Source organism: Dyadobacter sp. 32 (assembly GCF_902506755.1).
In the GTDB taxonomy this organism is placed as follows: domain Bacteria; phylum Bacteroidota; class Bacteroidia; order Cytophagales; family Spirosomataceae; genus Dyadobacter.
Genome location: NZ_LR735258.1, coordinates 1,802,438 through 1,826,162, shown reverse-complemented (window position 1 = coordinate 1,826,162; position 23,725 = coordinate 1,802,438). Strand labels below are relative to the sequence as shown.

At 45.8% G+C, this 23,725-nt stretch carries 14 protein-coding genes; 7 read left to right on the top strand and 7 right to left on the bottom strand.

From position 1 onward, the window contains the following. Positions 1 to 13: 13 nt before the first annotated feature. The gene (locus tag DYADSP32_RS07320; RefSeq protein WP_149243340.1) at positions 14 to 475 is read right to left on the bottom strand and encodes a hypothetical protein; all 462 of its coding nucleotides are present in this window, start codon (positions 473 to 475) and stop codon (positions 14 to 16) included. A gap of 396 nt (positions 476 to 871) precedes the next feature. Here DYADSP32_RS07320 and DYADSP32_RS07315 point away from each other — a divergent pair, with 396 nt between their 5' ends. Beyond that, positions 872 to 1,702, top strand: a complete 831-nt coding sequence (locus DYADSP32_RS07315; RefSeq protein ID WP_149243341.1) for a DUF481 domain-containing protein — start codon at positions 872 to 874, stop codon at positions 1,700 to 1,702. A gap of 32 nt (positions 1,703 to 1,734) precedes the next feature. Here DYADSP32_RS07315 and DYADSP32_RS07310 read toward each other — a convergent pair whose 3' ends face one another. Beyond that, complete coding sequence (locus DYADSP32_RS07310) at positions 1,735 to 2,292, bottom strand: isochorismatase family protein (RefSeq protein WP_149243342.1); 558 nt, start codon at positions 2,290 to 2,292, stop codon at positions 1,735 to 1,737. Positions 2,293 to 2,495: 203 nt separating this feature from the next. Here DYADSP32_RS07310 and DYADSP32_RS07305 point away from each other — a divergent pair, with 203 nt between their 5' ends. Next, positions 2,496 to 3,653 carry a Gfo/Idh/MocA family protein gene (locus tag DYADSP32_RS07305; protein WP_149243343.1) on the top strand — a complete coding sequence of 386 codons (1,158 nt, stop codon included), beginning with the start codon at positions 2,496 to 2,498 and terminating at the stop codon, positions 3,651 to 3,653. Positions 3,654 to 3,847: 194 nt separating this feature from the next. On the opposite strand, the gene DYADSP32_RS07300 is transcribed toward DYADSP32_RS07305, so the two are convergent. Continuing rightward, a complete protein-coding gene (locus DYADSP32_RS07300) occupies positions 3,848 to 5,362 on the bottom strand; it encodes a DUF1501 domain-containing protein (RefSeq protein WP_149243344.1) in 1,515 nt (504 codons plus the stop codon). Between the two features lie 3 nt (positions 5,363 to 5,365). Further along, positions 5,366 to 8,578 carry a DUF1553 domain-containing protein gene (locus DYADSP32_RS07295; RefSeq protein WP_149243345.1) on the bottom strand — a complete coding sequence of 1,071 codons (3,213 nt, stop codon included), beginning with the start codon at positions 8,576 to 8,578 and terminating at the stop codon, positions 5,366 to 5,368. 133 nt (positions 8,579 to 8,711) lie between these two features. Between DYADSP32_RS07295 and DYADSP32_RS07290 the strand changes: the two genes are divergently transcribed. Continuing rightward, positions 8,712 to 9,584, top strand: coding sequence for a helix-turn-helix domain-containing protein (locus DYADSP32_RS07290; RefSeq protein WP_149243346.1), 873 nt, complete (start codon positions 8,712 to 8,714; stop codon positions 9,582 to 9,584). A gap of 32 nt (positions 9,585 to 9,616) precedes the next feature. On the opposite strand, the gene DYADSP32_RS07285 is transcribed toward DYADSP32_RS07290, so the two are convergent. Next, positions 9,617 to 11,746, bottom strand: a complete 2,130-nt coding sequence (locus tag DYADSP32_RS07285) for a type IA DNA topoisomerase (protein ID WP_149243347.1) — start codon at positions 11,744 to 11,746, stop codon at positions 9,617 to 9,619. Positions 11,747 to 12,331: 585 nt separating this feature from the next. Here DYADSP32_RS07285 and DYADSP32_RS07280 point away from each other — a divergent pair. The 3 genes from DYADSP32_RS07280 (at position 12,332) to DYADSP32_RS07270 (ending at position 19,498) form a co-directional block, all read left to right on the top strand. Continuing rightward, positions 12,332 to 12,604 carry a hypothetical protein gene (locus DYADSP32_RS07280; RefSeq protein WP_149243348.1) on the top strand — a complete coding sequence of 91 codons (273 nt, stop codon included), beginning with the start codon at positions 12,332 to 12,334 and terminating at the stop codon, positions 12,602 to 12,604. A gap of 1,047 nt (positions 12,605 to 13,651) precedes the next feature. Next, entirely contained in the window at positions 13,652 to 15,343 is a 1,692-nt protein-coding gene (locus DYADSP32_RS07275; RefSeq protein WP_149243349.1) for a T9SS type A sorting domain-containing protein, read from the top strand. 336 nt (positions 15,344 to 15,679) lie between these two features. Then, positions 15,680 to 19,498 (top strand): PVC-type heme-binding CxxCH protein, encoded by a 3,819-nt coding sequence (locus DYADSP32_RS07270; protein ID WP_149243350.1) that lies wholly within the window; start codon positions 15,680 to 15,682, stop codon positions 19,496 to 19,498. 84 nt (positions 19,499 to 19,582) lie between these two features. Here the strand turns inward: DYADSP32_RS07270 and DYADSP32_RS07265 are convergent, their stop codons facing one another. Continuing rightward, positions 19,583 to 20,800: a Myo-inositol-1-phosphate synthase gene (locus DYADSP32_RS07265; RefSeq protein ID WP_149243351.1), complete on the bottom strand. Its 1,218-nt coding sequence runs from the start codon at positions 20,798 to 20,800 to the stop codon at positions 19,583 to 19,585. Between the two features lie 599 nt (positions 20,801 to 21,399). Between DYADSP32_RS07265 and DYADSP32_RS07260 the strand changes: the two genes are divergently transcribed. Next, a complete protein-coding gene (locus DYADSP32_RS07260; RefSeq protein ID WP_149243352.1) occupies positions 21,400 to 22,389 on the top strand; it encodes a sugar phosphate isomerase/epimerase family protein in 990 nt (329 codons plus the stop codon). Positions 22,390 to 22,491: 102 nt separating this feature from the next. On the opposite strand, the gene DYADSP32_RS07255 is transcribed toward DYADSP32_RS07260, so the two are convergent. Continuing rightward, positions 22,492 to 23,724 carry a tryptophan 7-halogenase gene (locus DYADSP32_RS07255; RefSeq protein ID WP_149243353.1) on the bottom strand — a complete coding sequence of 411 codons (1,233 nt, stop codon included), beginning with the start codon at positions 23,722 to 23,724 and terminating at the stop codon, positions 22,492 to 22,494. Between the last annotated feature and the right edge of the window lies 1 nt (position 23,725).

Genomic DNA, 23,725 nt, shown 5'->3' with positions numbered 1-23,725 from the left:
AAGGCAACCTATACTAGGCAATCACAAGTTCCTTAAGTTTAGGTTTGATCTGTACCTCCTTGTTGATATAATTCAGAACAAAATAGGCATCAGGATCGCTTTCGTTTTCCAGGCCAAAGTCTTTCGCGGCCTGCCTTATTCGCTCATAACGAAGGTTTTTGTCAAAGAACAATCTCAGCTCTTTTCGATTCATGAGATTGTGAAGTACCTGGATCTGATGATCGCATAGTCTGTTTTTAACTCCGTTACAGCCACATGATAATTTTAAAGTATGGTAGTTCTGTTCGACAAGTACAGATCTGGATTCAGTCTGTCCTGTGGCGAGAATAAACGCGGCATAATTCAGCTCAATGGATTGTGGCTGAATATCAAAATAGCCACGTTGGTGTGTATCTGCAATTTCAGGACTATGCCGTAAAATGACGGTGGTCGTAAGTTCGGTAACCTGAAAATTCTCTAAAATAAATTGGTGCATATTTGGATTGGCTCCTTAGTAACTTTTTAGTGCCTTTTGGATGATGGAATCTTATTGGGCGGCGCGGTATTCGGCAGCCTGTTGCTGAAACAGAGAGCCAGCAGTTTTCCATTCACAGTAATGTGCTGCACTTTGGGCACACTTTGGACCGGCATGGAAGTTTTGCAGACAAAGAGTAACGCAGTCAAAATAATGACATATTTTTTCATACAGTAAAATAAGAAAGATTATGTTCAAATACGTTGTAACAGTAACGCAATTCGTCAAATGTGATCAGGTAATCTGTAAGTGACATGATGAAGGTGTTGGGGGAAAATGTAGTAAGCAGGCATATTTGCTTGCCGTGAATGGCTTTCCGGGAGCCGTTTCTTGTCTGGTTTACTGAAAAAAATGTTTATGAAAAAAAGCTTAAACCCACTGACTGTTAACTTCGTTTTACTATTTTGTATAGTCATTTGGGCTGAGGCAACTGCTCAGCAGATTCAACCCGATTCACCGCGTTTACCAAACACCAGTACAATAACCGATACGATTCCTGACACGCTGCAAAAGAAAAAATTTGTTTTACTCGACACAACGCGATACCGTTTTACGGGTGACGGGAACTTTGCGCGCGGGAATGTCAACCGGACGGTCATGGTGTTGCGGGCGGAACTGTTGTTCACTGGGCCAGTCATATCCATCGTTACAAATCCAAGATTTACCTATGGGAAGCAAAATGGAATCCTGGCTGAGCGCGATAGCTATGGCGACCTATTTGTGGATGTTTTCAAAAAGCGCCGTACGTACCTGTTTGGACTCGGTATATTGGAAAATAGTAATCTCAGGCGAATTGATCTGCGTAAAATGGCGGGCGCTGGTTTGGGGTTCAGAGTATTGAACACCAAAACAAATAATCTCACGCTCACCAATGCGATTGTCTACGAATCGACCAATTTCCGGGAAAAGGCAACCGTTACCACAGCCCGTAATTCATTCAGGGTGAAGGGTAAACACGCTTTTTTACAGGATAAAATAAGGTTGAATCACATCACATTCATGCAGCCTTCCCTGAGCGACATGTGTAATCTACGGTGGAATACGATTGTATCTGTCGAGCTGCCTTTAAACAAATATGTCACGTTAAGGACCAGTTTTGAGAATTTTTATGAAAGTGTGGTGGAAACGTCCAGAAAACGCAACGATTCCCGGCTCACATTTGGGGTTGCCATTGGTAACAAACACTGATGGGAAACAAACTTAGGCTGCGATAATTGGTGTCAGGAAATCATCATCCCGTCAAGGACTTGCTCATGAGGTATAACCCGAATTTTTCCTTTGGTGGGGATCATATTTTGCCAAACCCAATTATAGTGATCTATCACCTGAATCGCTTTCAATTTCGGTCGTTCACCTGTTGTATGCCCATCTTCGACGACGGTTATGTTGTAATCTTTTGTTAGAGCAGACTGGATTGTGGATTCTATACAAAAGTCTGTTGCACAACCGGTAATAAATACTTCAGTTATGTTGAAGTTTTCCAACACTGTTTCCAGCTTAGAGCGATAGAACACATCATTAGCATATTTATTGATTAAAATATCGCCACTGCATACATTTAAATCATCCAGAATTTCCCATTCCTCGGTATCAGGAATGTATTCATTCATAGCACTCCCGTCATGCTGGATGAATATTACAGGATATGAATTTGTTCTGAATGCCTCAGTAAGCGTGTTGATAATCGTTATAATTCCAGGGGTATTATATCGGGGCGTTTTTTCTGTAAATGAACCCTTTTGCATGTCAATGACCAGAAGGGCTTTGTTTGAAGGCATACTCTTTTCGCTAAAACGATGAAAACGGCTGATTCTTGGAAATATCAAAATTGAGATATTTTCCCATCATCTCCACAACCTTTTCCTGCAATCTTCAATAAATCCCGGACTTGTAGGGGAGAAAAACGAATAACAATGTCTTTATCACTATTGACAGTGGACAGGAATTGTCCACTGTAACCATATAGAATAAACCAGCAAACATGAAAGAGACACAGGATAACCGCCGACAGTTTTTGAAGAATTCCATGAGTACCGCAGCCGGATTGATGATGTTACCCGTTTTACCAGAAAATATCGTTCAGGTTCCTTCGGAGGCAGAAAATGTCATAGCGCCAATCGTAGCGCCCAGGATCAAATTTGCGGTGATTGGAATGAACCATGGTCACATATACGGACAGGTGGAAGCGGTGAAACGAGGTGGTGGTGAGCTGGTTTCCTATTATGCAAAAGAGGATAATCTGGTTAAGGACTTTGCCAAACGCTATCCCGATGCCCGACTGGCCAAAAGTGAAAAGGAAATTCTGGATGACAAATCCATTCACCTGGTGTTGAGTTCAGCCATACCCGACGAGCGCGCGCCTCTAGGGATCAGAGTGATGCAGAGTGGAAAGGATTACATGGCGGACAAGCCGGGGATTACAACGCTGGAGCAACTTGCCCAGGTGCGGAAAGTGCAGAAAGAAACCAAGCGCATCTATTCGATTATGTACAGCGAAAGGCTCGAAAACCGCGCGACCATCAAAGCTGGTGAGCTGGTGCGGAGCGGGGCCATCGGGAAGGTAGTACAAACGATCGGACTCGGGCCGCATAGGATTTCAGAAAATAGCAGGGCGCCATGGTTTTTTGACAAAAAACGCTTCGGCGGGATCATTTGCGACATTGCTTCTCACCAGTTTGATCAGTTTTTGTTTTTCACTAATTCCACCAAGGCAGAAATTGTTGCCTCGCAGGTCGGTAACATCAACCACCAGAAATACCCGCAATTTGAAGACTTCGGCGATACGATGTTAAAAGGCGATGGTGGTGCCGGTTATATTCGCGTGGACTGGTTTACCCCTGATGGTCTGAAAAGCTGGGGCGACGGGCGGCTCACGGTGCTTGGAACCGAAGGTTTTATCGAGATTCGCAAAAATGTAGATATTGGTGGCCGGGACGGCGGAAACCATTTATTTTTGGTCAACAATAAAGAAACGCAGTACGTTGATTGCAGCAAAGTAGAGCTGACTTATGGTAAACAACTGGTGGATGATGTGATCAACCGCACCGAAACAGCCATGACGCAGGCGCATTGTTTCCTGGCTACAGAGCTGGCTTTAAAAGCACAAAAAATGGCTCAGAAACTGGTGATAACCACGTAGCGCTGCCAACATCTTTTAAACCACCTAAGGGACCTAAGTTAACCTAAGGTGCTCTTAGGTAACTTAGGTGGCCCGCATAGGGTGGCCCGCATAGGGTGGCCCGCATAGGGTGGCCCGCATAGGGTGGCCCGCATAGGGTGGTTTATTTAAATGGCACATCAATAGATCTTGGGTGGTTCATTTTAAATACCACATCAAGCAAGGATATCTTTCACAATATTTCCGTGCACATCCGTAAGTCGGAACCTCCTGCCCTGAAATTTGTAGGTGAGCTTTTCGTGATCCACACCCATCAGGTGCATTAGGGTCGCCTGGAAGTCATGCACATGAACCGGATCTTTCACAATGTTGTAACTGAAGTCGTCCGTTTCGCCATAGCTGATTCCAGGCTTTACACCGGCTCCGGCCATCCACATGGTAAAGCAACGAGGGTGGTGATCTCTGCCATAGTTGTCCGCAGTTAATTTTCCCTGCGAATAAACCGTCCTGCCAAATTCACCGCCCCAGATGACCAGCGTATCGTCCAGCATGCCCCGGCGTTTCAGATCCATGATGAGTGCGCCGGTGGCCTGATCGGTTTGTTTGCATTGATTGGCTATGCCTTTTGGTAATCCCCCATGCTGATCCCATCCCTGGTGATAAAGCTGAACAAACTTTACGTCCTTTTCGAGTAGCTTCCGGGCCAGAATACAATTGGCAGCATAGCTCCCCGAATCCCGGCTGTCGGGCCCGTATAAGTCAAAAACTTCGTCGGGTTCGTCCGAGGTGTCCATTACTTCCGGAACGGAGGTCTGCATCCGGTAGGCCATTTCGTATTGGGCAATGCGGTTCTCTACTTCCGGGTCTCCGAAAGACTCGTTTTGCAAATGGTTGAGCTTCGACAGGTAATCAAGCATTTCCTTTCGATCTGCCCCATCGTATCCTTCGGGGTTATTGAGGTATAGAACCGGGTCTTTTCCCGAGCGGAATTGTACACCCTGATGTTTTGACGCTAAAAAGCCATTTCCCCACAAGCGTGCATAAAGCGGCTGGTCTTTTTGCGCATTTTTAGATACCAAAACGATAAAAGTGGGCAGGTTCTGATTGTCGGAGCCAAGCCCGTAACTGACCCAGGAGCCTATCGAAGGGCGACCGGGAAGCTGGTTGCCCGTTTGGAAAAATGTGATGGCCGGGTCATGGTTAATGGCTTCTGAGTGAATGGATTTGATAATGCAAAGATCATCCACCACCTGCGCTGTATGAGGCAGCAACTCACTTATCCACGTTTTGCTTTTACCGTGCTGGTTAAATTTGTAAATCGACGGCACCATCGGCAAGGCACTTTGGCTGGAACTCATCCCGGTAAGCCTCTGTCCCTTTCTTACAGAATCGGGCAGGTTTTGCCCGGCCAGATCGTACAGTTTAGGTTTGTAATCAAAGGTTTCGAACTGAGAGGGGCCGCCTGCCATAAAAAGATATATAACCCGCTTCGCCTTAGGGGCAATATGGGGTAGAGCCCGCAGGATTTCCTGCTCCATGTCGCCTCCTGCAGCGGGGGCAGGGTTTGACGATGCGCCGAAAAGCGCCTTTGCTCCAAATAGGCTACCCATTGCCAAAGCACCCAGTCCAAGGGATGTTTTGGTTAAAAAGTGGCGGCGGTCGAGTTTCCTGTGAATGGCATCAAACTCAGGTGTGCGCATCCGGAACTCATCATCATGGTTTTGGCACATGGTTTATCTTTTGGTTAAAGTTGCGTCAGAGTTTAGTATTGCGCTGGCGACCACGCTGTTGGCAGCAACGGAAGCAGGATCCAGTTTGCTATCTATAATATACTGGCCCTGTTGGAGCCAGCCTTTCGTTTTTTCGGGATGGTCTTTGAATTTCTTGTGTTGTACGTTTTGTAAGCTCATCAGAAGACTGATTTCCTTAGCTGTGGGCGTCCGTCCGGTGAGTTTTCGATAGGCCATGGTAATCGCCTTACGGTCACCATTCAGTTTGGTGATCTGCTCACCCATTACTTTGGCAGCTTCGGTGAAAGTTGGATCGTTCAGCGTCACCAAAGCCTGCAAAGGGGTATTTGTTTTTTGCCGGCGGACAACACAGAAACTTCTGGATGTAGCGTCGAATGTATTGATGGTCGGATTGGGGACGCTCCTTTTTGCAAAAATGTAAAGGCTCCGCCGGTAGACTACATCACCAGAGTCCTGGGTGTATTTTTTGCTGTTGATTTCCCACAAGCCATCGGGCTGGTAAGGTTTTATGCTTTGTCCTCCAATTTTTGTGTTGATCAATCCGCTGGCCATCAGGGCATTGTCCCGGATCATTTCTGCGGTCATCCTGTTGGCCGGCCCATGTGCCAACAAGCGGTTTTCCGGGTCTTTCTCACGCGATTCCCTGGTAGCTCGCGAATCCTGTTGGTAAGCAGCCGACATGACAATCAGTTTGCATAATTTTTTCACATCCCAACCCGATTCCCGAAAGGTTACAGCCATCCAGTCTAGCAGTTGCGGATGGCTTGGCATTTCGCCCTGATTTCCAAAATCCTCCGTTGTTTTCACCAGGCCGGTCCCAAAAAAGTTCTGCCAGAAACGATTGACAGCCACCCGGCTGGTAAGCGGATTTTCCTCGTCGGTCAGCCACAATGCAAGGCCATAACGGTTTCGCGGGAATTTTTTTGCAAACGGCAACACCGACTCAGGCGTATTAGGAAACACTTCTGCACCAAACGCATCGTAATTACCACGAAGTAAAATATGGGCTTTTTTGCGTTTGGGCATTTCCTGCATCACCATTACTTCCCTTATTTTTTCTGTTGAATCGGCCAGGGTTGTGCGGAAATCTGTTAATTCTTTGAGGGCACTGATTGAGGCCTGGTCAACGGCGGCGATATAATATTGTCTTAATATTTCTTTTTCCTGGGCTGAAAGCGTTGCTGAGGCTTTATTTGCAATCATGCTCCAGCTACTTTTCCCGGCTACAACCCCTGCTTCAAAGGGCGTCACTTCACGGTCGTAAACGACAATTTCGTCAACCTTCCCATCTTTCAATCCCCATCCACGACCCCAGGCGCCAATCTGTAATCCCACCCCGGACAAAATATCTTTTGTAAGCTGGTCCATGGTTGTTTCCATGGCCATTTCGTTTCCGTCCAGATACAGTTTAAAGCCTTTTGCTTTGGCTGATCCGTCATAGGTGGCCATGAGATGAATCCATTTATCCCTTGGTACGTTTTGATCTGAAATTTTAGTAATCGCGTTCGACGGAGCGGTGTGGGCCATGCTCAGTTCGAGTTTGTTGTCTTTCAGGTATAAATGATAACCTTTGAAATTATATAACCGCTCTGCAGTAGCCTTGTGGAATATGACGCCTTCTTTCATTGCTTTTGGAATGAGCACCCACATTCCTATGGAGAAGGGCTGAGATTTACGGAAATCTCCGACGGGGGTCAGGTTAATAAATACGTCACCATCCATGTACACCGACTTTCCTGAGCCCCTGGTTTCAAATACGGGTTCTCCGGCGGGGCTTGAGAAATCACGGTTCATCACGGCAACCTGCTTTGGATTGACGCTGTTTTTCAAATTCCCCTGATCAAATGTATAAAGGGCCTGTAAACCCGTTTTTGGAAGTTTTTCGGTCCTTAGTGTTTTGTGTTTATCGGCAGCGAGCCATTTTTCGAATTGGGGGTTAGCTGCCTTCCGGGCACCATTCCATTGCCTTTCTTTTTCTACAACCTGTGAATTGATAAACCCAATGATTTTTTCCTCCTGTTCGGTCGGCAACATCATGGTAGGTGTGGGTATGTCATTGGGGTTGTGCGAAATCTGGCCAGCCTCTTTTACATTGTTAAAGAAGCTGAAAAGTTCGTAATAATTTTTCTGGGTGATGGGGTCGTACTTGTGGTCGTGGCACTTGGCGCAACCTACCGAAAGTCCCAGCATGGCGTCTCCAAATGTATTGGTCCGGTCCACCACGTATTCGGTCTGGAACTCTTCTTCAACGACTCCTCCTTCACCATTTTGCTGGTGGTTCCGGTTAAATGCTGTGGCGACGATCATGTCCCGGCTGGGCTTTGGCATCATATCGCCAGCAAGCTGCCAGTGAATAAACTGGTCGTAAGGCTGGTTTTTATTGAAGGCAGTAATAACCCAGTCGCGGTATGGCGACATATCCCTTGATGCATCTGTGGAATAGCCATGGGTATCAGAAAACCGCGCAAGATCCAGCCAGTCAACAGCCATTTTTTCCCCGTAGTGGGGAGAGTTCAGCAGGCGGTTTACCTGCTTTTCATAAGCATTCTCAGATTTGTCTTTAAGAAATGCATCAATTTCAGGAAGTGTGGGTGGCAGGCCAGTAAGGTCCAGCGAGAGTCGCCTGAGCAACAGTTCTTTGTTTGCAGGCTGGGAAGGGGAAAGTTTTTCCTGTTCAAGTTTTGCCAGAATAAACTGATCTATCGGATTTTTTATCCATTCCTCGTTCTCTACATCGGGTAAATCCGCTTTTTCAGGTTTTACAAATGCCCAGTGCGGTTTGTATTCGGCACCGTCCTTGATCCACTTAACCAAAACAGCCTTTTCTGTTGCCGTGAGCGACAGGTGCGATTTTGGCGTTGGCATCATATAATCCGGGTCTGATGACATGATGCGGTGAAAAAATTCACTGCCGGCGAGGTTGCCCGGATCTATCGCAACTTTTCCAGGATTCTCTTTCAAAGACGCAAAGGCCATTTCGGCCATATCCAGCCTTAAACTTGCCTTTTGTTTGGCCTGATCCGGGCCATGGCAGGCAAAACACTTGTCGGATAAGATGGGTTTCACATGTTCATTGTAATCCAGTTTGTCGGGCAACTGATCGTATGCGAGCTCCACGTCTTCTGGTAGGTCAGGAGAGCAGGCATTTAGGATTCCTAAAAAGGGGATTAATAATAAAAACAAAAGGCGATTCATTGCCGGTCAGATTGATTTGTACAAAAATATAATGAAATAATTTATCCATATTGTACAAACATGGATCGTATTTGTACATATCCGACTTTTGAGATATTTTTTGTAGGTTTGAAAATAGAAAAATTGATTCAGGATGATAGATGGAGCCTTAAAATCGAGCTTTGAACTTTTAAACGTGGACTGTGTTCGATTGAACAAAAGTTGGAATTATCAGAATATTGTCAGTCCGTTTTTTCGTCTCTATCTTATCAAAGACGGGGAAGGAGTGCTTACTGATTCCTTGGGTGCCACGTTGATGAAGCCGGGATTTCTATACCTGGTTCCGAGTTATACCATGTGTAGTTATTCGTGCGAGGATAGCATGATTCAGTATTACGTCCAGTTTATTGAGGCGTCGGCTGATGGAAATTCCCTTTTTGCTACGAATAGAAGGGTGCTGCAAGCGCCGGTTCAACATGGAGACTTTGACATGATCCTTCGCTTATTAACTTTGAATCCCGATCGTGGGCTGCCTCAGCATAACCCCAGGGATTATCAGCAGACGCCTGTTATACAGCAGTTCAAGGAGCATAACAGGCTTTTGTCTCTGGCAGCATACGTAGAAACAAAGGGGATCGTTCTCAGGCTGTTATCCCGTTTTTTGACTGATGAGATTTTTAAACAAGGCGAGCAGCGGCCAGTCCCCTTGGCCGTTTTGAAGACGATACTTTATATACAGGCTCACATTTCGGAAAATATTACCGTAGCCGGGCTGGCGAATGAAATGAATTTAAACCCCGACTACCTTTCCCGGATTTTTCGGGAGCATACCGGCATGCGTCCGTTACATTTTGTTCAATACAAGCGGTTGGAACACGCGCAGTTTCTGATGCTCACCACCGGGTATTCGCTTACGGAAATTGCGGTCGAATGTGGATTCGACAGTTTGAGCTATTTTTCCAGGATATTTAAAAAGGTCGTCGGCCTTACGCCCGGAGCGTATAAAGGCCAGGCGAGGTCCATCTGATCGCCCAGCGGGTTTGTTGAACCTGTTCCTGTCTAGCCCACCTCGATATTAAAGGCTCCGTTCATCACCAGCCTGCCGTCGAAAGGTTCGGGATTCCCGGGCATTACAAGTCCTTTGATCTTTGTCGTTTTGCCTTTACTCAACAGGTCGTAAACCTGCCGGTCGGTGATGGTTTTGCCCATGATATCAAATGGAATCTTAAAACCACAGACCTGAAAGTTGCTGCATCCGTATGCAGTTTTGCCCTTTTTTAGCAAATGCTCCTTGCATTTAGGGCATTTAAGGGTGTCCATGGCAATATCTTCTTTGGGTTCTTTCGGCGCTTTGGGTTTGCTGATTTTTTTTGACTTTTCGTCTTCTGTAACCAACGTTTCCTGGGCAATTGTGATCATGCCCCGGTTGTTGCTTTTAACCTCCTGTGTCAGGGCTACTACCATCTCTATCAATTCCTGCTTGAAGGTTTCCATGGCATATTCACCTTTTTCAATGAGTCGGAGCTTGCGTTCCCAGTTTCCTGTCAGTTCTGCACTTTTCAAAAGCTCATTCTGGATGGTGTCTATCAGATCTATGCCGGTTTGAGTGGCAAAAATGTTCTTTTTCTTTTTCTCAATATAATTCCGTTTAAAGATCGTTTCAATGATGTTGGCACGTGTAGAAGGCCTGCCAATTCCATTGTCTTTGAGTAGCTCACGCATTTCTTCGTCTTCAACCTGCTTCCCAGCCGTCTCCATGGCGCGGAGCAGGGTCGCCTCAGTAAAGGGTTTGGGTGGTGAGGTCTTGCCATGGTGTATGCGCGGTTCGTGCGGGCCGGTTTCTCCCACTTCAAAATTTGGCATTACCTTTTCATCTTCCGAAGCTTCTTTTTTTGCACTTGCGTCGTTGGCGTAAAGCTCTCGCCAGCCGGGTTCGAGTATTTGTTTACCTGTCGCTTTGAATTCCACCTGGCCCACTTTGCCCAACACGGTGGTGTTGGATACCTTACATTCTGGGTAAAATGCCGCGATAAACCGTCTGGTTATTAAGTCATAAATGCGCTTTTCGTCGGTCCCGATCCCGGCAGGTAACACGCCCGTAGGGATAATGGCATGGTGGTCCGTTACTTTTTTATCGTCAAAAACGGTTTTTAACTTGGGAATTGGTTTGGCCAGTATCGATTCGGTATATTGGCTGTAATAGGTCAGATCCCTCATAATCCCCTCTATTTTGGGATGCAGATCTTCGGAAAGGTAGGTGGTGTCTACCCTGGGATAGGTGACAAATTTCTTTTCGTACAGGTTTTGAATATGTCTCAGGGTTTCTTCGGCGGCATATCCATACTTTTTGTTCGCTTCCACCTGCAAGGAGGTCAGGTCAAACAAGCGTGGATTTCCTTCCTTGCCTTCTTTCTTTTCAAATGCGGTGATTTCAAAAAGATGATTAACCAGATAAGCCAGCCCTTTTTCCGCTTTGTCGAGCGTTTTTATACGATCAATGGTGGCTGTGAATTCGGTCTCCCGGTAAATGGTTTTCAGTTCCCAATATTCTTCTGAAACAAAAGCATTTATTTCCTTTTGCCGTTGCACGATCATGGCCAGGGTTGGCGTCTGCACCCGCCCGATGGATAATACCACTTTGCCCTGCCCGAACTTTCTGGTGAAAAGACGGGTGGCGTTCATGCCCAGCAGCCAGTCGCCAATAGCGCGTGCACTTCCGGCGGCATAAAGGTTGTTGTACTGCTCACTTTCTTTGAGTTTTTGAAACCCTTCACGAATAGCCTGTTCGGTCAGTGAAGATATCCAGAGGCGTTTAACCGGAACCGTACATTTAGCCTTCAGCAGTACCCAACGTTGGATGAGTTCTCCTTCCTGGCCTGCGTCACCACAGTTGATCACTTCGTCGCAATGCTGAACCAGATTTTCAATGATCGCAAATTGTTTTTTGACACCCGGATTATCGATCAGCTTAATGCCAAAGCTGGAAGGTATCATCGGTAATTCTTCGAGTCTCCACGATTTCCACCGCTCCGTGTAGTCCTGAGGTTCTTTTAATGTGCAAAAATGTCCGAAAGTCCAGGTCACCTGATAACCGTTTCCTTCATAATAACCATCTTTTCGCTGTTTTGCCCCGAGCACTTCTGCAATATCTTTGGCTACACTTGGCTTTTCCGCAATACAAACCTTCATGACGATAATTATTGACCGGGGAACATTGGTGCTTTCCGGCCTTGTGTGACTTTAAAGTTGATGGCAAAGTTTACTAAAATTATCGAGACTTGATTGAAATGGGCATCGGTTTTCAACCGTACGATCAGTACTGAGCATGGCCGTATTCCTGTATTTCTTTGGAATCTCCATCAGTCAGGTGAAAATTTGAAAAAAAATAAAAAATATTTTTCAACTCTGCCTGGGCAAAACGACAATTTTGTCTGTTTTTTTGGTATTGATATTATCCATTCAGAATAATATTTTGAATTTTAGTGATTTGGAGGAATAATTATGATGTAAGGCTCCTGGCTGGGATGGTACAATACCACTTGCTGCAATTATTCGAAATATTTTTTTGGTACTCAGCATTCAAAGTGAACAATCTTCTGATTAAAATATTTGAATAATTATATTTTTATAATCCTTTTGATGTGCTGGTTGGTGATGATTTACGTCATATAATACTATAATTATGTGCTCTGAACTATTGTATTGGAATATTTGTATTATATTTGTGCAAGAATTAGTCACACAGAAAGAAGAAACAAGTAAACGAGAAGATCAATGAAAAATGCAAAAAGTATTTTAGTAGGAGCAATGATGGTTATGTCCATCTCAACTTACGCAGACGCTATTAAATCAAGCAATAACGCCTTACATATATCAGTTGAAGACAAGCGCACAGTTTCAGTATTGAACAAGGTTTTACCTGATTCGGTAACAGCTGTTGAAACACCCGCTCCGCAAAAAGCAGTATCAGCAAACGAAAAGCAACTTAGCCCTGAGCAAAAAGCGGCGACGGTTGAACTTGAATTGAAAAATGCTCCTAAGAAGTAATCGGGACATTAGTATGGTTAGAAAAGGTAGGGAATTTTCCTTACCTTTTTTTTGTGCCTGTATTTTTAAAATTTTACAAAACCGAGCACTATTTATGCGCGTTTTTCGCAGGATTCTCATGGTTGGAGTTATCGCCAAAACTGCTTGTAAGTCCGGGGCGTTGACCACTGTTGATTGACCATTTTCTGGATAGTTGAGATGCTCTTTTTGTATCAATGAAAACAAAAGAATCAACACTTCTTTTTAAGTTACTTCAAAAGGACTTTCCTATGACCCGGAAATGGGCCGCCAGATGATTGTTTTATTCTGTTTAAAATATAGGTCGTCTTTTGAAAATAATTTATCCGCATTTTTTATTGTAGGATTTTAAATTTTTGCCATATATTTAACACAAGAATTGTAGAGTAAACTACTTAATGATCTGATTTTTCGTTGTTCTTTTTTTTTCAATACGAACTCACGGAATTACCATAATTAATAGAACTCGCAACGTAAATCCTCCTAAATAATACACTCATGATGGTTTATTCTGCTAACGAGCATACTTCTTCGTATGCTTTGAAATTCAAATCACTGAATTTCTTTTTTAAGTCTCTCGCCGCTATTTGGCGCGTATCACCGCATATCGCGATGGAGATAAGCGCTCCTGTTTTTCCGGCCCGGGAAATCTTTTACTGCGTATAGTCACCATGTTTTTTACAAAGATTTATTTACATACTGACATTTCGTTTTGTTATTATGGTTAGGTGATCTGTCAGAATTCGTCTGCCTTGTATTTTCGCTAATCTGGTGGCGCAGCATTACGTGTTTAGAGGTACAGCAAAACGATTTCAGGTATTTCGCTCCTGGATTGGTTGGATTTTAGATGCCCAATCCGGTACCAATTGTGTGTAAATCTTTGGTGTGCTTTCACATGCTGTGGAGGTGTGTTCTGGTGGAAATAGATTTTGATCTATTTAAATAACCGTTTGTTTTAAAAGCTTTACCACTGCAGGTGACGCATTGGTGAGATCTAATTTACCTCTTCTAGTTTTTAATTTATTTATCATGAATATTCCACGCACTTGGGGCATGGTTGCCCTGCTTTTCTATTTTACTCCAATATGTCTGCTGGGCCAGATTGTTACCATAACGTCCCCCGTTTCCAGAATTGTGTATCAGCGTAATCTTGCCGATGAGGCTGAAATTTATATCAGTGGGAATGTATCGGAGCCGACAGCTCTGATTGAGGCCAGACTTCAGACGCGCTCGGGTGAAACCGGAGTGGCGGTGCCCTGGAAGAGTATCGCATTTCATGTCAACGGCAACTTTTCTGGTGCCATTAAAGCTACCAAGGGGCGATATGATTTGGAGATAAGGACCACCCAAAATGCCAGCAGCAGCATCACAGTTGTTGATCGGGTGGGAGTCGGTGAGGTTTTCTTGATTGTCGGCCACTCCAACGCGGCCGGGATTCCGGAATACAGTTATGCCTCATCCAATGATATGGTCACTTCCATCAATCCTAAAATGAATCATCCTCAGGAAAAATTGTACGATAAGACAGCCAGTCCCGAGCATCTTCCTTTTAATTTCAGTCAGCTATGCCAGGATTGTGGTATTGCACCATTTGGATATACTTCCGGCATGTGGTCGAGGCTTGGAGAGCTCCTGGTTGAAGAACTGGGTATCCCGGTACTTTTTTATAGTGCGGCTTTTGGTGGTAGTAACCTGAGCCAGACAAGAATGTCTGCTTACGGAGTGCCGTTTGAACATAGCTTCGTCAATTCTTCGATTGGTATGCCATACGCCAACATTGGCAACACCCTCAGTACGTATGTGCCCAAAACAGGAATAAGAGCCGTTCTGGCGGCACATGGTGTAAACGACATGGGCTCAACCACCACACAATTTTATAACGACTATGTCGACGTGATCAACAAGTCGAGGGAGGCGTTACCGTATCGAAACCTGGTGTGGATGGTGGCCACTTCATGCTACAATAATGGTGTTGGTGAGCACATTGTGACAGCACAGAAAAACGTGGTTCGAAATCAGCCAAATGTTTTTACGGGAGCAAATTTGAACGAAATCGGGCTGGCCGATCGTAGGGATGGTTTACATTTCAATGCTGGCGGGGTTCTAAAAGCGGGACAGTACTGGCGTGATGCCATTATGGCTGCAAATTTTCTCACAAATGCAGTGCCCATTTCGCCACAAACGCCTGTCATTACCCCGTTACCCGTGACGCTCATCAGCTTTACAGGAAAGAAAGTGGAAGGGAAAACGAATTTGGAATGGCTAACTGCTTCCGAATCGAATAATAGTCATTTTGAAATCGAATATAGTGCTGATGCAAAATCGTTTGAACAAATTGGTGTCAAGGGTGGAGCAGGGGACTCGGGTGTCCCGCAAAGGTATCGTTTCGTGGTCGACCAGGTACGTCCCGAAAATGCCTACTACCGGTTGAAGCAGGTGGATTTGGATAAGAAATTTTCTTATTCCAGAATAATCCTGGTAGCAGGCGATGAGCCGGAAAACTTCATTTCGCCAAATCCCTCTCAGCAGGAGATCACCATTCATTCCGAAGGTATGGACTCGATTATCTCTGTGTCAATTCTCAACGCAAGCAGCCAGCAGGTGCTAGGGAAACGAGGAGCAGGCAAGGTGGATATTTCCGCACTGAACCCAGGTGCCTATATGGTGGTGGCTAAAACTCAAAATGGAAAAGTGATCAGTAAGAAACTGATTAAAAACTAATTACGTATACCATGCAGAAATTAATGTAAAGGGCTGGACGAAAGATAAAGACGAGGTAAAGGTCTTGTTTTGCCTCGTTTTTATTGACACTTTGAGAAGAGGGCCTTGTAATTAGGTAAATGTATAAAAGGTCAATATTTCACTCCAGTTGTCCATGCGATCGTATTTGGTGATGTAGATAGATATGCGCCAGGTTAACAAAACTGGTGTTATCGGTACCTTACTCCCAGAGTCCGTTTCAAGTATTTTTTTACATTCTCGCTCTTTCCTGAAAAGGTTGATCCTTCCGGATTGGATGGTATTGCCGAATGGATTTCATTATTTTCCCGTACAAGTATGTTAAAATCGTTGCCAGTTTTTGCTTTATTTTTGCTTTTGAACCTGGGTTATACACTTCAATTCCAGGGTGAAACTTCTCGGGTTACTTATCCCGCAGACACGCCGCTTCGCGTGGTACAGGATGTAGGGGCTGAGACCATCAGCGTATTCCGCGGTGATGAGAAAAAGCCGATTGTAGTTCAAAATGCCAAAGCGAATTTCCGACCTTATCTTCATCCGATCGTTGCACCTGATGGCAAAGGAGTATTAACCGAATACAGCCCCGGACATCATAAACACCAAACCGGTATTTATTGGGGTTATACACGCGTGAACGGACGGGACTATTTTCATCACCCCGAGGGCGATTATTGGAAAAGGGTTTCGGCCAAAGTGATTGAAAGTAAAGGTCCGATTGTAAAATGGCAGACGGTCTATGACCTTCTTGATTCTACGGGAACTGCGGTGCTCACCGAGACACAAAACTGGTCGATGCAGCAGAAGGAAGGGAAGTATTTGCTAGACCTGGAATGGAATGGCGAGGCGCAAACGGATGTGACTTTTGGCAAATACGATTACGGCGGTTTGTTTGTGCGTATGCCCTGGAAAGAAGGCATCAAAGGAGAGGTAATCAATGCAGCGCGGCAACGTAATCAGAAAGCGGAGGGCCAGGCGGCCATGTGGGTGGATATTGCCATGCAGATAGAGGGGCGTAGCGATCTTGCACATATTGCTATACTGGATCATCCGGAAAACAAAGGGTACCCGCAGACATGGCGGGTAGATAACCAGATGGGTGCCGGGCCTGCCAGGGCACGTAAAGGCGAATGGCATTTGAAAAAGGGCGAAACGGAGGTGATCAAGCATGAACTGGTGGTGTACACTGGTGAGCTCAATGACGTGGAGATGAATAAAACATTTGGTGATTTCAGTGGCAACAAAGGCCAGTATAATACCGCAGCACTTTGGGAGATTGCCAGAAAGGAGGGGAGGGAGGCAAAATTCTTAAGTGCTCAGGAGGCTGTTGCGGCCATGACGATTAAAGACGGATTCAAAGTAAACACCTGGGCATCGGAGCCAATGATGACACAGCCCATGGCTTTTTGCTGGGATGATCGGGGAAGGATGTGGATAGCAGAAAACAGGGACTACGAATCCCGCGGTAAAGGATTTTCCAATGCAGGGGACAGTCGGATCCTGATTCTGGAAGATACCGATCACGATGGTGTAGCAGACAGCCGGAAAGTTTTTATGGAAGGTCTGGCATTTCCCTCTGCAATTGCCGTTGGTTTTGATGGCGTCTTTATTGGTGCTCCACCCAATCTGCTTTTCGTACCCGATAAAAACAAGGATGACAAAGCAGACATGGAAGATATTGAAGTACGGCTTACCGGCTGGGGTATCCGTGACCGTCATGAGACTTTGAATAGTTTTCACTGGGGGCCGGATGGCTGGCTCTATGGGCTGCAGGGATTTGCGACACCCTCCAAAGTAGGTAAACCGGTTGGTAAAGGGAAGCTCTACAAACATAAAGACCCATTTCCTGAAGATGTCCTGAAAGGGGAAGGAACGGATATCAACGGCGGGGTGTGGCGTTATCATCCGACCAAAGATAAGTTTGAAGTGGTAGCGCACGGTTTCAGCAACCCATGGGGGATAGATTATGATGCCAAGGGGCAGTTGCTTATCACAGCCTGTGTAATCCCGCACCTCTGGCATGTGATTCCCGGTGGCATTTATCACCGGCAGGGTGGACAGCACTTCAACCCCTATGTTTACAATGACATTAAAACCATTGCAGATCATAGCCATCGTTCTGCCCATGGCGGAGCACGGGTATATCTTTCGGATGCCTTCCCTGAAAGCGAAAGAGGTAAAATCTTTATGGCCAACATCCACGAACATGGTGTATTATCCGACATACTAGAGCGTAAAGGGTCGGGGTTAGTTGGGAAGCATGGTGATGATTTTATGATGGCGAACAATGCCCAATGGGTAGGGTTCAGCATGGAGATAGGGCCGGAGGGCGGTCTATATGCATTGGATTGGCACGATGCGGATATATGCGGATCGGACGTACTGAACTCGGAAACGGGGAGGGTGTTCAGAATTATGCCAAAAGTATCGCTGGCGAAAGATTTTGAAGGTCGATACGGTGACCTGGATAAAATGAATGACCTCATTCTGGCAGATCTCCAGACAAGCCAAAGTGAATGGCATGCAAGAAGAGCACGGATTATTCTGCAAAACAGAGCTACAAAAGGCCCTTTGAGCAAGGATGCTCAGGCTCGTTTAATCAGTATTTATCGTACCAGCAGCGATCAGGATCATCGGTTACGCGCCATGTGGGCATTACAGGTCACCAATATGCTGAAGGAGCAGGATCTCCTGCAGGCACTATCGGATCAGAATGCCTATGTACGTGCCTGGAGTATCCAGTTCTTATGTGAAAACGAAAACGCATCGCCTGCAACGATCGCCCGATTTGAAAAAATGGGACGAGAGGATGCCTCGCCGGTGGTGCGGCTTTATCTGGCAGCCGCTTTGCAGCGTATAAAACCTGAATTGAGGTGGAAACTTGCAGAAGCCTTGGTGGCGCACTCCGAAGATATCACAGATCACAATCTTCCAAAAATGATCTGGTATGGGGTTGAACCGCTCGTGAAATTAAATCCTGCCAAAGCACTAGAACTGGCATCACGTAGTAAGATACCGATGGTCACCAATTTTATTGCTCGTCGTGCAATGGATGCGGACGCACCGGAAGTATTGATCACGGCGATTGGGAAAGCGACTTCCAATCGAATAGATCTGTTGGAAGGTATGCGAGATGGATTGGAAGGACGTTCGGATGTAAAAACACCGGCCAACTGGAATGCTTTGTATACCAAACTGAAAGCAAGCAAAGGAAAAGCGGCTCAGCTTTCAACGGAGCTGGCCCAGCATTTCGGTGATACCGAAGCAGCGAAAACTTACATGGCAACTTTGAAAAATAGTAAGGCTCCCACTGCGGACAGGCAAAAGGCATTACAGTCGCTCGCGGTCAGGCAACGTCCCGAACTTGCCAAAGAACTACCGGCTTTGCTGGAATCACCCGCCGTTCGTTTTGACGCAATCAGGGCCATTGCAAGTTATGATCAGGAGTCTCTGGGTAAATTATTGCTTGAAAAATATTCAGGCTTCAATCGGAAGGAGAAAGCGGAGGCCATTCAAACCCTGTCGTCCAGGCCAAAATATGGCTGGCTGCTAACACAGGCCATATCCAAAAAGACCATTGCTAAAAATGAAATCCCGACGTATGTAGCCCGGCAACTGCGCAGGGTGGTAGGAAGTGGTTTTGTGGAAGTGTGGGGACCTATTGATCACGTAGCTTTTGATGAAAAGGCCTACAACAAATACAGGAAACTGCTTACCGATCAGGCGGTGTCTGCTGCCAATCCGGCAAATGGCAAATTGATTTTCAAAAATACCTGTGGGCCTTGCCATAAAATGTACGGCGAAGGTGGAATAATCGGACCGGATCTGACTGGCTCTAACCGCGGAAATCTGGATTATTTACTCGGTAACATTCTTGACCCGAGCGGAGAGATTCAGGACGATTATAAAATGGTAGTGGTTACCACCCGAGATGGACGGACTTACGTGGGTAATGTGGCCAAGGAAACGGAACGCCAGCTGACTTTACGGGTGGTGGGGCAAGATGCTGTGTTACTCAATAAATCAGAAATTCAGACGCGGGAAACTACACCTACCTCCATGATGCCCTCCGGGTTGTTGGAAGCCTTGTCCGATAAGGAAATTACAGAACTGGTGGCGTTCTTGAAAACCCGCAAATAAGAGCAAGGATTACGGAAACAGCAGGACTGCCTGCTGTTTCCGTTGACTGTCATAAAATTGAGGCAATCTGAGGATAACAATCGGTTAGTGCGGCATGTAAGATGCTTCCACACGCTTCAATTGCTTCCTTGTTGAGGCTGTAAGTTCTCGCCGCGCAAGTGCATGGCATTCGTAAATGGCATCACTGAACATCATTTGCTGAGGCGGCGTTTTTTGTGTAGATGCAGAGGGGCCTCGCAAAGCCCCTACCAGCCCAAGCTCCCGGGCTACGTAAACATATCTGATTGCATCAATGACGACACCTGCTGAATTGGGTGAGTCCTGCACGGAAAGTTGTGCATCCAGGATAACCGGCGCCCCCATAAATCCTTCCAGTTCGAGCCGGAAATTGGCTACTTTGTTATCTCCGTAAAACGCAATGTATTCAGAGGGACCTGCATGAAGAAAGCTATCTTCGGTTGAAATGCCCCGAATATCGTTTTGCGCCCGGATAACGTTCTCCTTCGATATTTTTTTTGATTTCAATCGGTTTTTGTCTTCCATATTCAGGAAGTCGGTATTGCCGCCAACATTCCGTTGAATATGCGCTTTTACGTGGTGGCCGCGCTCAAAGGCAAGTTCTTGCAGCATTTGCGAAACAATGCTGGCGCCAAACTGACTCCGCATGTCATCGCCGATGATCGGAATACCCGCATCAATGAATTTTTGCTCCCAAATGGGATCGGATGCAATGAAAACCGGGATGCAGTTGACCAATGAAATACCCAGTTCCAGGCAAATTTCGGCATAAAACTCCGTCGCGAGCTGCGAGCCTACCGGCAAATAATTAATAAGTACTTCGGCTTCGTGATGTCTTAAATGCCTGATTATTTCTTGACGAAGCTCGGCTACCAGGTTTGGGTCATAGCTATTTTCAGAAGCCAGAAGATCGGTTGTAGAGAGTTCACTTTTCACCACGAAACGATTTGCAGCCGGGTATGCGGCCATTTGAGGAGATACGCCGTCCAGTACGGGTGAGCGATAAACCGGCGCTTTGCAGTACGTATCGCTATTTAACACCATCGTGCAATTGGGTTTGGCAAAAATGGCATCTTTCAGCGTGAGGCCAATTTTCCTTTCGTCCACATCAAACCCGCAAACAAACTCGATGTGTCCTGCTTTGTATCCGCCTATGTCATCGGCCATAAGCCCTGAGGTTTTTTCGGAATACTTCGTATAGTATTCTACACCCTGAACCAGTGAGCTTGCGCAGTTACCGACACCAAGTATGGCGACCTTAATTTTTTTTGCTTGATTATTCATGTTTAAATCTGGATTGATGGTTTTTATTCCTAAGGGCGATTCGCTTCGTACGATAGGGGTAGACTCCCATGGAATAATGCAATTGTAGTGATTCAGGAAAATGAACGCAAAATTTTATGCAAACGTTTGCAATTTGTATAAATTCTTTAAAATTCATTAAAATATATAAAATCAACATGGATGGTTTAAATTATAATCGCGGAATATTGTCAAATTTTGTCTGCCTGCCCATCCAGTGTCCCTCTTCCGTTCTTTGCAAATTGGGTTCGTGGATTGATGCTGGAAAGTGGGTCAGTTGAGCGAACGTATTGTTAAAATCCGGTTATTACCGGAGCAGCCTCAACATTTGGTAGCCCATAAAAGCAGACAATCACTGCTTGCGGAAGAGCAGCTGTATCGTTTATTTTCAGGTGCAGATGAAGTTCCGCCTTCTTCTGTTGATGGAACGTAACAAAACTACCGATTCAGCTACGCATCTTTTAATCCCGTTTCCTGGTAGAATATTGTAAACTTTCTCAAACAAATACGCCTGATCATGGTTAATTCCAGTATCTAAGGTTCTTCTGTATGTTTTGAAGTTTCAACCAACAATTATATAAATGGATAATCAGGATATTTCCAGGCGTGAGTTTCTTAGTGGTTCTATATTGGCCGCAGCTGGGCTGGGCCTTGTTTCGTTGCCATCATTTGGTATGCCAGCCTATATCAAAAACCTGGGTAAGCCCAATTCACTCTTTAATGGCGTACAGATTGGCGTAATCAGTTACTCCTGGCGCAGTATGCCCAGCAGCGCGGAGCAGGTCTTGCAATATTGTATCGATGCAAATATCAGCGCGATCGAATTGATGGGCCCATCGGGTGAATCCTTTGCGGGCGCCCCGGAGGCTCCGTCCCGTCCCACAGGACAGCGTTCGCAATGGACTGCCGAGCAAAAAGCCGAGGCTGACGCTTACAGTAAAAAATTGGCAGATTGGCGAGCCAGCGTCTCCATGAATAAATTCATTCAGCTTCGAAAAATGTATAATGATGCAGGCGTTAAGATCTATGCCTTTAAACCGTCCGCATTAGGATCCAATAATACCGACGCGGAAGTGGATTATGCATTTCGCGCCGCAAAGGCACTTGGAGCCAATCAGGCGACCATAGAACTTCCCAATGACGCCGGCCAGACCAAACGTCTGGGTGATATAGCGGCTAAAAGCAAGATATACGTGGGATACCATGGACACACTCAGCAGACTCCTACCTGGTGGGATGTGGCTTTGGGGCAATCAAAATACAACGCTATGAATCTGGATATGGGGCACTATGTTGCAGCAGGATTTGATCCGCTTCCGTTGATTGAGGCTAAGCATGACAAAATTGTAAGCATGCACACTAAAGACCGGAAATCGAAAGAAAACGGGGGAGCTAATGTGCCCTGGGGAGAAGGAGACACACCCATCATCGCCGCACTCCAGCTGATGCGGAAAAACAAATATAAATTTCCGGCTACCATCGAACTGGAATACGATATTCCGGCTGGATCAGATGCAGTGAAGGAAACAGCCAAATGTGTGGAATATGCCAGGAAGGCGCTTGGAGCGTAAAGTTGGCACTACATTAAAAACCTCCATTTACCATACACGGTAAGTGGAGGTTTTTTAGTCAGAATGGCTGAAAGCCGATTGCCGACGGCCAATTTTCGTTAGCTAAACTTCCCGCTCCTTCATCCGGATTACTTTGGCCAGGGTACCCAGTATGGTGTCATGTTTTTTTACAAAAGGATTCGACTGATCCCAAACATATCCTGCGAGTACCGAACAGATCTGATTTTTAAAATCCAGGTCAATTTCCTTTGCAAAAACGATGGTCTGAAAATCACCATTGTACCAACCCGAAACATAGCTGCGGAATACATCTATTCCTTTCTGGATCACATCTTCGTAATCGGTTTTCCAGTCGACCGCTTCCCCCTGCAGATGCTTATGGGTCATCTTTGCCGACAACAATCCCGATGCAGTTGCAAAAGTTACACCGGATGAGAAAATAGGATCCAGAAACTCTGTGCTGTTACCCGAGAGCACAAATCCCTCGCCAAACATTTGCTTGACGCCAATGGAGTAGCCCAGTATGTTTTTCGGCTCAAATTTCAGCTTCGACTCCTTAAACCGACCTTTGAGATCCGCGAAATTTTGGATAAACTCCTTGTACTTCTCACCATTGTTTTCGGTGAGCTCGACGATTTTCTCCTGATCTCCCACAATGCCTACCGAAGTGGAGCCATCGGAAAAGGGGATAGCCCATATCCACGAGCGATTATTGTCAAAGGAGTGTACAAAAATGTTGTTGCTCGCGTCCTCAGTCCGATTGATGTCCTCGAGGTGAGAAAAGACGGCTCCCCTCGGTGTGAATGCCGATGGTTTACTGAGATCAAACAGTCTCGGCAACACACGGCCGTAGCCACTGGAATCAATGATAAATTTAGATTCAATAACATGAAGAGCTCCTTCGGGGTCTTTGTATTCGACAATCTGACGGTCCGGACTACACTGTACGCTGATCACTTCGCACTCGAAAAGTACATCTACTCCCTTGGCCCGGGTCGCCTCTGCCAGGGTCAGATCAAAATCGGCCCTTTTGACCTGCCAGGTCCAGGTCCAGCCTTTGGTATATTGTTCTGAAAAATAAAATTCGCATCTCTTTTCACCACGCATGAAGGCTGCGCCCGTTTTTTTCTGAAATCCCTTGGGTATTACCGCTTCCAGCAGACCGGATTCGTCCAGATATTCCATGCAGCAGGGTAAAAGGCTCTCACCGATCTGAAAACGTGGAAATTTCTCTTTTTCCAATATCGATACCTTGTAGCCCTGTTTCACCAGGTAGGAGGCTGCGACAGTACCGGCAGGCCCGGCTCCTATAACCAACACATCAATGGTTTGCATG